This is a genomic window from Sphingomonas sp. R86521 (assembly GCF_042466235.1).
GTDB lineage: Bacteria > Pseudomonadota > Alphaproteobacteria > Sphingomonadales > Sphingomonadaceae > Sphingomonas.
Window position 1 is genome coordinate 50,598 of sequence record NZ_JAXHBY010000001.1, and the last position, 12,471, is coordinate 63,068.

At 67.4% G+C, this 12,471-nt stretch carries 13 protein-coding genes; 11 read left to right on the forward strand and 2 right to left on the reverse strand.

Translation table 11 applies throughout. The annotated features are described in order from the left end of the window. From SJY20_RS00265 to SJY20_RS00280, 4 genes are all read left to right on the forward strand, one after another. Window positions 1-3,342, forward strand: a complete 3,342-nt coding sequence (locus SJY20_RS00265; RefSeq protein WP_380784609.1) for an error-prone DNA polymerase — start codon at window positions 1-3, stop codon at window positions 3,340-3,342. A gap of 87 nt (window positions 3,343-3,429) precedes the next feature. Next, window positions 3,430-4,326, forward strand: a complete 897-nt coding sequence (locus tag SJY20_RS00270) for a tetratricopeptide repeat protein (protein ID WP_380788497.1) — start codon at window positions 3,430-3,432, stop codon at window positions 4,324-4,326. Next, complete coding sequence (locus SJY20_RS00275) at window positions 4,323-4,937, forward strand: LON peptidase substrate-binding domain-containing protein (protein ID WP_380784610.1); 615 nt, start codon at window positions 4,323-4,325, stop codon at window positions 4,935-4,937. Before SJY20_RS00270 ends, SJY20_RS00275 begins: the two co-directional genes overlap by 4 nt. Window positions 4,938-4,947: 10 nt before the next feature. Beyond that, the gene (locus tag SJY20_RS00280; RefSeq protein ID WP_380784611.1) at window positions 4,948-5,133 is read left to right on the forward strand and encodes a Trm112 family protein; all 186 of its coding nucleotides are present in this window, start codon (window positions 4,948-4,950) and stop codon (window positions 5,131-5,133) included. 9 nt (window positions 5,134-5,142) lie between these two features. On the opposite strand, the gene SJY20_RS00285 is transcribed toward SJY20_RS00280, so the two are convergent. Further along, window positions 5,143-6,081, reverse strand: coding sequence for a ribose-phosphate pyrophosphokinase (locus SJY20_RS00285; protein WP_380784612.1), 939 nt, complete (start codon window positions 6,079-6,081; stop codon window positions 5,143-5,145). A 93-nt stretch (window positions 6,082-6,174) separates the two neighbouring features. On the opposite strand from SJY20_RS00285, the gene SJY20_RS00290 reads away from it, so the two are divergent. The 7 genes from SJY20_RS00290 (at window position 6,175) to ribH (ending at window position 11,966) form a co-directional block, all read left to right on the forward strand. Then, complete coding sequence (locus tag SJY20_RS00290; RefSeq protein ID WP_380784613.1) at window positions 6,175-7,500, forward strand: glutamate--tRNA ligase; 1,326 nt, start codon at window positions 6,175-6,177, stop codon at window positions 7,498-7,500. Window positions 7,501-7,621: 121 nt separating this feature from the next. After that, window positions 7,622-8,284: a TonB family protein gene (locus SJY20_RS00295; RefSeq protein WP_380784614.1), complete on the forward strand. Its 663-nt coding sequence runs from the start codon at window positions 7,622-7,624 to the stop codon at window positions 8,282-8,284. A gap of 57 nt (window positions 8,285-8,341) precedes the next feature. Then, window positions 8,342-8,683, forward strand: a complete 342-nt coding sequence (locus SJY20_RS00300; protein ID WP_380784615.1) for a hypothetical protein — start codon at window positions 8,342-8,344, stop codon at window positions 8,681-8,683. A 26-nt stretch (window positions 8,684-8,709) separates the two neighbouring features. After that, window positions 8,710-9,816: a bifunctional diaminohydroxyphosphoribosylaminopyrimidine deaminase/5-amino-6-(5-phosphoribosylamino)uracil reductase RibD gene (ribD, locus tag SJY20_RS00305; RefSeq protein WP_380788499.1), complete on the forward strand. Its 1,107-nt coding sequence runs from the start codon at window positions 8,710-8,712 to the stop codon at window positions 9,814-9,816. Next, window positions 9,816-10,427: a riboflavin synthase gene (locus SJY20_RS00310; protein ID WP_380784616.1), complete on the forward strand. Its 612-nt coding sequence runs from the start codon at window positions 9,816-9,818 to the stop codon at window positions 10,425-10,427. Before ribD ends, SJY20_RS00310 begins: the two co-directional genes overlap by 1 nt. Continuing rightward, complete coding sequence (gene ribB, locus SJY20_RS00315) at window positions 10,411-11,544, forward strand: 3,4-dihydroxy-2-butanone-4-phosphate synthase (RefSeq protein WP_380784617.1); 1,134 nt, start codon at window positions 10,411-10,413, stop codon at window positions 11,542-11,544. The genes SJY20_RS00310 and ribB overlap by 17 nt, the downstream gene beginning before the upstream one ends. Next, window positions 11,544-11,966, forward strand: coding sequence for a 6,7-dimethyl-8-ribityllumazine synthase (gene ribH / locus SJY20_RS00320; RefSeq protein ID WP_380784618.1), 423 nt, complete (start codon window positions 11,544-11,546; stop codon window positions 11,964-11,966). Before ribB ends, ribH begins: the two co-directional genes overlap by 1 nt. A 33-nt stretch (window positions 11,967-11,999) precedes the next feature. Here the strand turns inward: ribH and SJY20_RS00325 are convergent, their stop codons facing one another. Next, window positions 12,000-12,344, reverse strand: a complete 345-nt coding sequence (locus tag SJY20_RS00325; RefSeq protein WP_380784619.1) for a pilus assembly protein PilZ — start codon at window positions 12,342-12,344, stop codon at window positions 12,000-12,002. Window positions 12,345-12,471 lie beyond the last annotated feature (127 nt).

Sequence of the window (12,471 nt, forward strand, 5' to 3'; positions counted from 1 at the left end):
ATGAGCTTCGCCGAACTGGTCGCCGCCAGCAATTTCTCGTTCCTCGACGGCGCCAGCGCACCCAGCGACATGGTCGGCCGCGCGATCGAACTGGGCCTGTCCGGCATCGGCATCGCCGATCGCAATACCGTGGCAGGCGTCGTGCGCGCGCATGCCGCCCTCAAGAAGGCGCAGCATGCGCTGCTTGGCGCCAGGATGCCGTCGATCGATTTCCGCCTCGTCGTCGGTGCGCGCCTGGTCTTCGCCGATGGCACGCCCGATATCGTCGCCTATCCGACGACGCGGCTGGGCTGGGGCTGGCTGACCCGCCTGCTCACGCTTGGCAATCGTCGTGCCGAAAAGGGCGGCTGCATTCTCGAACTGCCCGACCTGATCGCGCATCTCACCGACATGCTGCTGATCGTGATGCCGTACGGCAGCGCGCGGGTGGCCGCCGCACCGCGCCGCGGCGACACCGATGCGCGCGATCCGTTCGAACCCGGCGCACCGAACCAGGGTCTGGCCGCGACGCTCGCCATCCTGAAGCCGCTGGCGAAGCGATCGCTGTGGCTCGGCGTCACGATGCCGCATGGCGGTCGCGACCGGCGTCGGCTGGCACGGCTTGCGCGCATCGCCGATCAGGCCGGCGTGCCATTGCTTGCGACCGTCGACGCGCTCTACGCGTATGCCGACGATCGCCCGCTCCACGATATCGTCACCTGCATCCGCGAGGGCACGACGATCCAGAAAGGCGGGCGCACGCTGGCCGCCAATGGCGAGCGTCACCTGAAGGACGCGACCGAAATCGCGCGGCTGTTCCGCGACCGTCCAGATGCCGTGGCGAATGCCGCGACGCTGCTCAAGCGCATCGACTTCACCCTGGACGATCTCCGCTACGAATATCCCCACGAGCCCGTACCCGCAGGCTGGGACGCGCAGAACTGGCTCGAGCATCTCGCCTGGCAGTCGGCGATCGACCATTACGAAGGCTATGTTCCCGACAAGGTCGTCGCCGCCCTGCACGTCGAATTCGACCTGATCCGAAAGCAGCAATACGCCTATTATTTCCTGACGGTGCACGACGTGGTGCGGTTCGCGCGGCGCTGCGATCCGCCGATCCTGTGCCAGGGCCGTGGCTCCGCGGCCAACAGCGCCGTCTGTTTCGTGCTCGGCGTGACCTCGGTCGATCCGATGAAATACGACCTGCTGTTCTCGCGATTCGTTTCTACCGAACGCAGTGAGCCGCCCGACATCGACGTCGATTTCGAGCATGAGCGGCGTGAAGAGGTGATGCAGTATATCTATCGCCGCTATGGCCGCGACCGCGCGGCGATCGCGGCGACCGTGATCCATTATCGGCCCAAGAGCACGGTCCGCGAAGTCGGCAAGGTCCTGGGTCTCAGCGAAGACGTGACGCAGCGCCTGACCAGCACCGTCTGGGGCAGCTTCTCGGGACGGTTCGAGGAGCGGCGCTTTGCCGAGACCGGGTTCGACACAGACAATCCCGAAATCGCGCGGCTGCGCGACATGGTCGCCAGGCTGCTCGATTTCCCCCGCCATCTGTCGCAGCATGTCGGCGGCTATGTGCTGACCCATGGCCGCCTCGACGAGATGGTGCCGATCCACAACGGCGCGATGGCCGACCGTACCTTCATCGAATGGGACAAGGACGACATCGATACGCTCGGCCTGATGAAGGTCGACATCCTCGCGCTCGGCATGCTGACCTGCATCCGCAAGGCCTTCGACCTGATGCAGCGTCACGGGCTTGGCGACTATCGTCTCGATACGATCGCCAACGACGAGAGCCCGGCGGTCTACGACATGCTCTGCAAGGGCGACAGCATCGGCGTGTTCCAGGTCGAAAGCCGCGCGCAGATCAACATGCTGCCCCGGCTGCGCCCCCGCAAACTCTACGACCTCGTCGTTCAGGTCGCGATCGTCCGCCCCGGTCCGATCGAGGGTGACATGGTCCACCCCTATCTGCGGCGCCGGTCTGGCAAGGAGGTCGTCGAATACCCCTCCCCGGCCCCCGAACACGGCCACAAGGACGAGTTGCGCGACCTGCTCGGCGAGACCTTCGGCGTGCCCTTGTTCCAGGAGCAGGCGATGAAGCTCGCGATCGTCGCCGCCAAGTTCACGCCCGACGAAGCCAATGAACTGCGCCGCGCGATGGCGACGTTCCGCAACGTCGGCACGATCGGCAACCTCCATACCAAGCTGGTTGAAGGCATGGCCGCGCGGGGCTACGACCGCGAGTTCGCGGAACGGTGTTTCAAGCAGATCGAAGGCTTCGGCTCGTACGGCTTCCCAGAAAGCCACGCGCTGTCGTTCGCACGCCTCGTCTACGTGTCGTCGTGGATCAAATGCTTCCACCCCGCGGTGTTCGGCTGTGCGATCCTCAATTCGCAACCGATGGGCTTCTACGCGCCGGCGCAGCTGGTCCGCGATGCGGTCGAGCATGATGTCCCGGTGCTGCCGATCGACGTCAACGCGAGCGAATGGGACAACACGCTTGAGGGCACCCCCCCTACCACCAGCCTCGCCATCCGCCTCGGCTTCCGCCAGATCGACGGGTTCCGCGAGGACTGGGCAACGGAAATGGCCAACGCCGCCCCCTTCGCGTCCATCGAAGACCTCGCCCGCCGCGCCAACCTGCCCCAGCGTGCGATGAACCTGCTCGCCGATGCCGATGCGTTCCGATCGATCGACAAGGGCCGGCGCGAGGCGTTGTGGGATGTCCGCCGCACGCCGCCAAAGCAACTCGCGCTGTTCGCCGCCGCCGACGCGCCCGAACTCGGCGCCGAACCCGACGCGCGCCTGCCCGCGATGCCGCTCAGCGAAGAGGTCGCAGCCGATTACCAGACCACGCGGCTGTCGCTCAAGGGCCATCCGATGGCGTTCCTGCGCCCCCACTTCGCCGCAGAAGGCATCCTGTCGTCCGCGCAAGCCAACGCCACCAAGGACGGCCGTCGCGCGAAAGTCGCCGGCGTGGTGCTGGTCCGCCAGCGTCCCGGCAAGGGCAACGCGATCTTCGTCACGATCGAGGACGAGACCGGGGTCACCAACGGCCTGATGTGGGCGCGCGATTTCGAGGCCAACCGCCGCGCGGTGATGGCCTCGCGGCTCATGGTGCTGGAGGGCGTGATCCAGCGCAGCGAAGAGGGCGTCACCCACCTGATGACCACCCGCGTCCAGGATCGCAGCGATATGCTGCGGCTGCTGTCGGAGGATCACGTACTCGACCCGCCGCTCGCACGCGTCGACGAGGTGATCCGCCCTGTCCTACCCCGCGGTCCGGATCCCCGCGCCTCCCATCCCCGGAACGTTCGCGTGCTACCGAAGTCGCGGGACTTTCATTGAGCCCGCTGCCGGAGGCTGGCATTACCGGCTACGCGCGCCCAAATAGGTGCCTACGCCACGAAGGAGTCTGTTTTGGCCACGCTTGGAATGTCACCTGCCGAGAAGGACGCCGTCGAAGCCTTCCGTCGCGACGTCGTCGAACCGTCGATGACGAGCCTGGTGATCATCGATTTCTGGGCCGAATGGTGCGGCCCCTGCAAGGCGCTGACCCCGACCCTCGAAAAAGTCGCTGCCGATTATGCCGACAAGGGCGTGGTGCTGGCCAAGGTCGACACCGACAAGAACCAGTTCATCGCCGCGCAATTCCAGATCAAGTCGATCCCGACGGTCTATGCGATGTTTCAGGGCCAGCTGGTCGCCGATCTGACCCCTGCGCGCACCGAATCGCAGATCCGCGTGATGCTCGATCAGCTGCTCAAGCAACTCCCGATCGAACCCGCCGGTGCCGACCCCGCGGCCGACGTCGAACCGCTGATCGCGATGGGCGAAGAGGTACTGGCCGAGGGTGACGGTGAGCGCGCGCTCGGCATCTTCCGCCAGATCGCCGAAATGGCGCCCGACCATCCCGCAGTCCATGCCGGCTTCGTCCGCGCGCTGGTGATGACCGGCCAGCTCGACGAGGCCGCCGACTGGCTCGCCAATCTCGACCCCGCGATCGCACAGGACCCCGCCGTCACCCGCGCCCAGGCCGCGCTCGCGCTCGCGCAGTCCGCGCCGCCGGTCGAGGACCTCACCCCGCTGATCGCCGCGGTCCAGGCCAATCCCGACGACCTCGCCGCCCGCTTCGCGCTCGCCAACGCGCAGATGGCCGCGAACGACCGCGACGCTGCCGCCGACGGTTTCCTCGGGATCATCGCCGCCGAACGCGACTGGAACGAAGGCGCCGCCCGCGCCCAGTTGCTCAAGCTGTTCGAAGTCGTCGGGCTGGTCGATCCCTGGGTCTCGGCACAGCGCCGGCGCCTGTCCGCGATCCTGTTCGGATGACCACCCGCCTCTCGATCTTCCCGCTGCCCGGCGCGCTGCTGTTCCCCGGCATGCAATTGCCGCTGCATGTCTTCGAGCCCCGCTACCGCGCGATGGTCAGCGACGCGATGGCGCGCGACCGTCGCATCGGCATGATCCAGCCCCGCAACGGCCCGCATGACGAGGCGGGTGCGCTCTACGACATCGGCTGCATCGGCAAGATTTCCGAGGTCGAGGCGCTCGAGGACGGCCGCTACAATCTGGTGCTCGAGGGCGTCGCGCTCTACCGCATCGTCCGCGAACTCGACGTCACCACCGCGTTCCGCCAGGTCGAGGCCGATCTGCTGCCGATGATCGCGGACGACACACTGTCGCTCGGCCGCCGGTCCTCGCTCGAACTCGAATCGCGCCGCTTCGCCGACTCTCAGGGCTATGCGGTCGACTGGGACGCCGTCGGTCGGCTCGACGATGAAAGCCTCGTCAACGGCATCGCCCAGATCGCGCCGTTCGATGCCGCCGCCAAGCAGGCGCTGCTCGAAGCCCGCGATGTCGAGACTCGCGCCGAACTGATCATCCAGCTCATGCAGTTCTTCGGCCGCCACGACGGCGACGAACAGGTGACGCTGCAGTGAGGGGCCGGCCATGATCGACCCCTGGCTGCTCGAACGCCTGGTCTGCCCGGTGACACGCAAACCGCTGCGCTATCACGACGCCGCGCAGGAACTCATTTCCGACGCGGCGGGCCTCGCCTACCCGGTCCGCGACGGCGTGCCCGTCATGCTGGCCGAGGAAGCGCGGCCTCTCGACCGAGACCCCGCAGCGAACTGAAGCAAAGCGTCAGTCGAACAGGCTCGACACACTGGTTTCGTCGGCGATCCGCTTGATCGCCTCGCCCAGCAGCGGCGCGATCTGCAGGTGGCGGATCTTGCCGCCGGCGCCCTTGATCACCTCGTGGTTGCCGATCGAATCGGTGATCACCAGCTCGCGCAGTTCCGATCCCTCGACCCGCGCCACCGCGCCGCCCGACAGCACGCCGTGCGTGACATAGGCGACGACGTCCTCCGCGCCCGCTTCCTTCAACGCGGCGGCCGCGTTGCACAGCGTCCCCGCCGAATCGACGATATCGTCGATCAGGATGCAGAACCGCCCCTCGACCTCGCCGATGATGTTCATCACTTCCGATTCGCCGGCGCGTTCGCGGCGCTTGTCGACGATCGCCAGCGGCGCGTTGTCGAGCCGCTTGGCCAGCTGCCGTGCGCGGACCACGCCGCCGACGTCGGGCGATACCACCATCAGGTTGCGGCCCTTGAACCGCGCCTGGATATCCGCCGACATCACCGGCGCCGCATAAAGGTTGTCGGTCGGGATATCGAAGAAGCCCTGGATCTGCCCGGCATGCAGGTCGACCGACAGCACCCGGTTGGCGCCCGCGACCGTTATCAAATTGGCGACCAGCTTGGCCGAGATCGGCGTGCGCGGACCCGGTTTCCGGTCCTGCCGCGCATAGCCCATATACGGGATCACCGCAGTGATCCGCCGCGCCGACGCCCGCCGCAGCGCGTCGATCATGATCAGCAATTCCATCAGATTGTCGTTGGCGGGGTACCCGGTCGACTGGATCACGAAGACATCCTCGCCGCGGACGTTCTCGTTGATCTCGACGAACACCTCCTCGTCGGCGAACCGCCGCACGCTGACATCGGTCAGCGGGGTCTCGAGATAGGCGGCGATCTCCTGCGCGAGGGGCAGGTTCGAATTGCCGGTCATCAGTTTCATTGGTGCGCTCCCGCTAACGCGGTGCCCTTAGGCTGCGACTCGGGTTGGTGGAAGAGGTTTGCCGCTGCGGCGTGCGCCACCTAAAGCGCCAACATGACAATCCTGACCCGTTTCGCGCCCTCCCCGACCGGCCGGCTGCACGTCGGCAACATCCGCACCGCACTCCACAACTGGATGTTCGCGCGCGCGAACGGCGGGCGGTTCGTGCTGCGGATCGACGACACCGATCCCGAACGGAGCGAAGAGCGGTTCGTCGATGCGATCCGCGCCGATCTCGACTGGCTCGGGATGACGCCCGACGCGGAGGAGCGGCAGTCGGCACGGTTCGCGCTGTACGAGGCGCGGTTCGCGGCGCTGGCCGAGAGCGGGCACGTCTATCCTGCGTACGAAACCACGCAGGAACTCGACCTCAAGCGCAAGATCCAGGCCGGACGCGGGCTGCCACCGATCTACGACCGCGCCGCCCTCGCGCTGTCCGATGCCGACCGCGCGAAGCTGGAGGCGGACGGGGTGCGCCCGCATTGGCGGTTCAAACTCGATCACGACGCCCCGATCGCGTGGGACGACCTGATCCGGGGGCCGCAGGCGTTCGACGCGCGGACGATGAGCGACCCGGTGGTGCGGCGCGCCGATGGGTCGTGGCTCTACATGCTGCCCTCCGCGATCGACGATGCCGAGATGCGCGTCAGCCATGTCGTGCGCGGCGAGGATCATGTCTCGAACACCGCGCTCCAGTTGCAGATGTTCGACGCGCTCGGCGTGACCCCGCCGCGGTTCGCGCACGAGGCGCTGCTGACCGGTGCGGAGGGCAAGCTGTCGAAACGACTCGGCTCGCTCGGCGTCGATCATTTCCGCGACGTGGGGATCGAGCTGCAGGCGGTGCGCGCACTGCTCGCGCGGATCGGCACCAGCGACCCGGTCGAACCGATCGCCGACGCCGCGCCGCTGATCGCAGGCTTCGATTTCGCGCGGTTCGGACGCGCGCCGGCGCGGTTCGACGAGGCGGAACTGGCGCAGCTGAACGCGCGGATCCTCCACACGCTCGACTATGCGACGGTTGCCGACCGCGTGCCCGCGGGGATGGGCGAGGCGGAATGGGCCGCGGTCCGCCCGAACCTGGCCATCGTCGCCGACGCGGCGGACTGGTGGCAGGTGATCGAAGGGCCGGTGCCGGTCGATGCGGACCTCGACGCGGCGTATCTCGATCAGGCGGTGACGATCGCGGCCGAAATCGACTGGACCGGCGACCCCTGGCACGCGCTGACCGGCCGCCTGAAGGACGCCACCGGACGCAAGGGCAAGGCGCTGTTCCTGCCGCTGCGCCGCGCGCTGACCGGCCGCGATCATGGTCCGGAGATGGCCGCGCTGCTCCCGCTGATCGGCCGCGACCGCGCACTGGCACGATTACGCCAAAGGTAACGCTAACCGCCTCCGATCTCTCGAAAACACCGCTTGCTACGCCCCTCCATCGGCGTAGCATCTGGCCAGGCGGTATCATCGTTACGCCGCCATCCTCGAGGAGATGCGAAGGAGAGCGAGCATGTACGCAGAGAGACGGACCGGGCGGTTCAACCCCGGAAGCTTCGCGGTGGCGATGGGCGTCAACGGCATCGTGATCGGTGCGCTGTTCTACGCCGCGCCGGGGGTCGTGCCGACGATTCTCCGGCCCGATCCCCCGCTCGTCACCTATCAGGTCGATCTGCCCAAGCCGCCGCCCCCCGAACCGCAGATCGCCGCCGAGCCGAGCCCGACGCCACGGCTGCGCACACCGACCCCGCTGGTCCTTACCCCGACGATCGACCGCGGCGTCACCGTCGATCCCACGCCCTATACCCCGCCGACGATCGACGGCTCCGCCGGCACCGGCACGGGACTGGTCGCATTGCCCTTCGATCCGCCAAAGCCTGCACCGGTGATGGTGCAGCCGGGAATCGACCCGCGCTACGCCGCCGACTTCCAGCCCAGCTATCCGGCCGGCGAACGTCGCGCCGAACATGAGGGCCGAGTCGTCGTCCGCGTGCTGATCGGCGCCGATGGCCGGGTGAAGCAGGTCGAGCGGGTCAGCGCGACCAACGACGCCTTCTACCGCGCCACGCTGGATCGTGCGCTCGGCAAATGGCGGTTCACCCCCGGCACCCGCGACGGCGTCGCCGTCGAGGCATGGCGGAGCATGACGCTGCGCTTCGTGCTCAGCGAGAACTGAGTTTGGTGCGCGGGGCTGGCCTGTGCCGCTCCGCGCGCCTATCTTGTGGCGATGGGAATGTTCAGTCGTTTTTCGCCGCTAGCGGCCTACCGGGATCTGCGGTTCTTCCTCGGCAACCGCCAGCCGCACCAACTCTGGTTCATGATCGCGGCGTTGGGCGTCACCAGCTTCCTGATCTACGCGTTCGTCAGGGATTCCTATGTCGAGCCGGTCTATCGGCGCAACATCGTGTACGTCGAGCAATGGCCGGCCGATCGCACCGACGCTCAGATCGTCGCGCAGCAAAAGATCGACGCCCCGGCCAAGACAAAGGCGCTCGCCGAACAGAAGAAGCGCGAGGACGAGACCCGCGCATCGTTCAAGCGGCTGGACGACAAGATGACGGCGATGGGGCTCTGAACGACACGCAAATCGACGTGGGCTGGATGGGTGTCGCGCTGGCACTGGCCGAACGGACCCGCGGCCGCACCGCGCCCAACCCCAATGTCGGTTGCGTGATCGTCCGCGACGGCCGCGTCGTCGGGCGCGGCTGGACGCAAGCCGGCGGCCGCCCGCATGCCGAGGCGATGGCACTTGCGCAGGCTGGCGCCGCGGCGCGCGATGCGACGGCGTATGTGACGCTCGAACCCTGCGCGCATGTCTCGCCGCGCGGACCGGCGTGCTCGGACCTGCTGGTCGCCGCGGGCGTGAAGCGAGTCGTTGCGGCGATCCAGGATCCCGATCCGAGGACGGCGGGCGCAGGCTTGGCAAGGCTGAGGGCGGCAGGGATCACGGTCGATACCGGACTTCGCGAAGCCGAAGCCCGGCGGTCGATGGCGGGATTCCTCACCCGCCGCCGGTTCAGACGACCGCAGGTGACGCTGAAGCTCGCCACCTCGCTCGACGGCTGCATCGCGATGGCCGACGGCACCAGCCGCTGGATCACCGGTCCCGAAGCACGCGCACATGCGCATTTGGAGCGCAGCCGCCACGAGGCGATTCTGGTCGGGCGGGGCACCTACGACGCCGATGCCCCGCTGCTCGATGTCCGACTCGCCGGACTCGAGGCACGGGCGCCGCACCGGGTGATGCTGTCGGCAACGCTCGGAACACTCAGCCCAGCCCCCACCCCCATCCGTCACCCCAGCGAAGGCTGGGGTCTCCCCGTGGAACAGCGTCGCTCTCGCCAACCGGAAGACCCCAGCCTTCGCTGGGGTGACGGGTCGAGGGAAGGTCGCGAATCCGAGACGCCACATGACGGCACCGAACCGGGGTGGACGGTGATTGCATCCCCCGCCGACATCGCCACCCTGGACGGCATCGACCACATCCTCGTAGAAGGCGGCGCGCAGACCGCATCCGCCTTCCTCGCCGCGGACCTGGTCGATCGCCTGCTGCTCTACCGCGCCCCGATCCTGATCGGCGGCGGCAAGCCCGCGATCGGAGACATCGGCATCGACCTTGCCGCCGCGCATGGCCGCTGGACGGCGGTCGACGCGCGGCAACTTGGCAGTGACCGTCTCGAAGTCTACGAGCGCGCGAGGAGCGATTAATGTTTACCGGAATTGTCAGCGATATCGGCACCATTGCCCGCGTCGAGACGCGCGGCGACACCCGCATCGTCGTGGATACCGCCTATGATACCGCGACCATCGATCTCGGCGCGTCGATCGCCTGTTCGGGCGTCTGCCTTACCGTGGTCGATAAGGGCCCCAACTGGTTCGCGGTCGACGTGTCCGGGGAAACCATCAGCCGCACCGCGACCGACCAGTGGACGCAGGGCCGCAAGCTCAACCTCGAACGCGCGATGAAGCTCGGCGAGGAGCTCGGCGGCCACATCGTCACCGGCCATGTCGACGGCGTGGCGGACGTGCTCGGCGTCGACCCCGACGGCGATTCGCTCCGGATCGGCTTCGCGGTGCCCGCCGCGATCGCGCCGTTCCTCGCGCCAAAGGGCTCGATCACCGTCGATGGCGTATCGCTGACCGTCAACGCGGTTGTGGATCACGGCGACGTCACCCATTTCGCGGTCAACATCATTCCGCATACGCAGGGCGCGACGACACTCGGCGCGCTGGCGCCGGGCCAGTCGGTCAATATCGAGATCGACGTGCTCGCCCGCTATCTGCAACGCATGGAGCATTATCGTGCCAAAGCCGGCTGAACTCTCGCGCCTGAAACACGCGTTCCTGTCGTCGCCCGAAGAGATCATCGACGAGGCGCGCAACGGCCGGATGTTCATCCTGGTCGACGACGAGGATCGCGAGAACGAGGGCGACCTGGTCATCCCCGCGCAGATGGCGACGCCCGACGCGATCAACTTCATGGCGAAGTTCGGCCGCGGGCTGATCTGCTTGGCGCTGACCAAGGGCCGCGTCGACGAACTCGGCCTCGACCTGATGAGCCGCAACAACGGCACCGTCTACGAAACCGCGTTCACCACCTCGATCGAGGCGCGCGAGGGCGTCACCACCGGGATTTCCGCCGCCGACCGCGCGCGGACGATCGCGGTGGCGATCGATGCCAACAACGGCGCGTCGGAGATCGTCTCGCCCGGCCACGTCTTCCCGCTGGTCGCGCGCGACGGCGGCGTGCTGGTCCGCACCGGGCATACCGAGGCCGCTGTCGACGTTGCGCGGCTGGCGGGGCTCAACCCCTCGGGCGTGATCTGCGAGATCATGAACGATGACGGCACGATGGCGCGGATGGACGATCTGCTGCCATTCGCGCAGTTCCACAATATCAAGGTCGGCACGATCCGCGACCTGATCGCGTATCGCCGCCGCCATGACCATCTGGTCGAGCGCCGCGCGGAAGCCAGGTTCACCAGCCAATGGGGCGGCGAATGGACCGCCTACACCTTCTGGAACAAGGCGACCGGCACCGAACAGGTCGCGCTGGTCAAGGGCGAGGTCGATCCCGCCAAGCCGACGCTGGTGCGGATGCACGCAATGTCGCCGTTCGCCGATCTGTTCGGCGAGACCGGCGATCGCGGCCAGCTGTTGGCGCGCTCGATGACCCAGATCGCCGCCGAGGGCTCAGGCGTAATCGTCGTGATCAACAAGCCGCGTCCCGACGGCGTCGCCGCCGCGATCCGGCACAAGGCGGGCGAGACGACCCCTGACATGGACGAGCTGCGCGACTACGGCGTCGGCGCGATGATCCTGACCGAACTGGGCGTCCACGACATGATCCTGCTCACCAACACGCATCACACTTTGGTCGCGCTCGACGGCTACGGCCTGTCGATCGTCGGCGAACGCAAGATCGAGGACCTCTGATGGCACATCTCCTGATCGTCGAAGCCCGCTTCTACGACCATCTCAACGACCTGCTGGTCGAGGGCGCCCGCGCTGCGATCGAGGCCGCGGGGCATACCCACGAGATCATCACCGTACCCGGTGCGCTCGAAGTACCGGGCGCCATCGTGCTCGCCGCAGAGAGCGAAGCGTATGACGCCTACGTCGCGCTGGGAGTCGTGATCCGCGGCGAGACCTATCATTTCGAGATCGTCGCCGGCGAAAGCGCGCGCGGCATCATGGCGCTGACGATGGAGGGGCTGTGCATCGGCAACGGCATCCTCACCACCGAGAACGAAGCACAGGCGCTCGCCCGTGCCCGTCCGACGGAGGGCGACAAGGGCGGCGGCGCGGCACAGGCGGCATTGGCAATGCTGGCGTTGCGGCAGCGGTTTACGGCGTAATCCCGCGCGGGACTGTCACGACGGCGGCGCGACTCAGCGCTGCGACAACGCCACGATATGATCGAACACCGCCGGATGCAGCGGCTTGGCGAATGCGCAGCCATATTTGAACTTGTCGCGCCACGCGACCACCGCTTCCAGCGCGGCGAGCCCCGGCAGCGTCAGCCACACCACGGTGCCGGGCCACAGCGTAAAGCTGGTCTCGGCGCGAAACCCCGACAGCGACAGGTCGGTGACCTCGATCTCGAACCGCGTCTGCCCGCGATCGCGCAGGTGCGCGCGCATCTTGACGGACTTGCGAAGCGCGCGACGAAGCTCCTCGCCGGTGGGGTCTTCCCCGGTCGGATCGTCGGACGAATCAAGGGCGGGTTGTGTCATGGCTGGCATGATGCCGCGAAAGGGTTACTTCTTTCCAAACGTTCGTCCCGCTGGCGCTGGGATTCAGGGTCGGCGTGCTGCTGCGATCTGGCCTTCAGCGCCTCGGGTCTCGACGGCGTCTAAATGG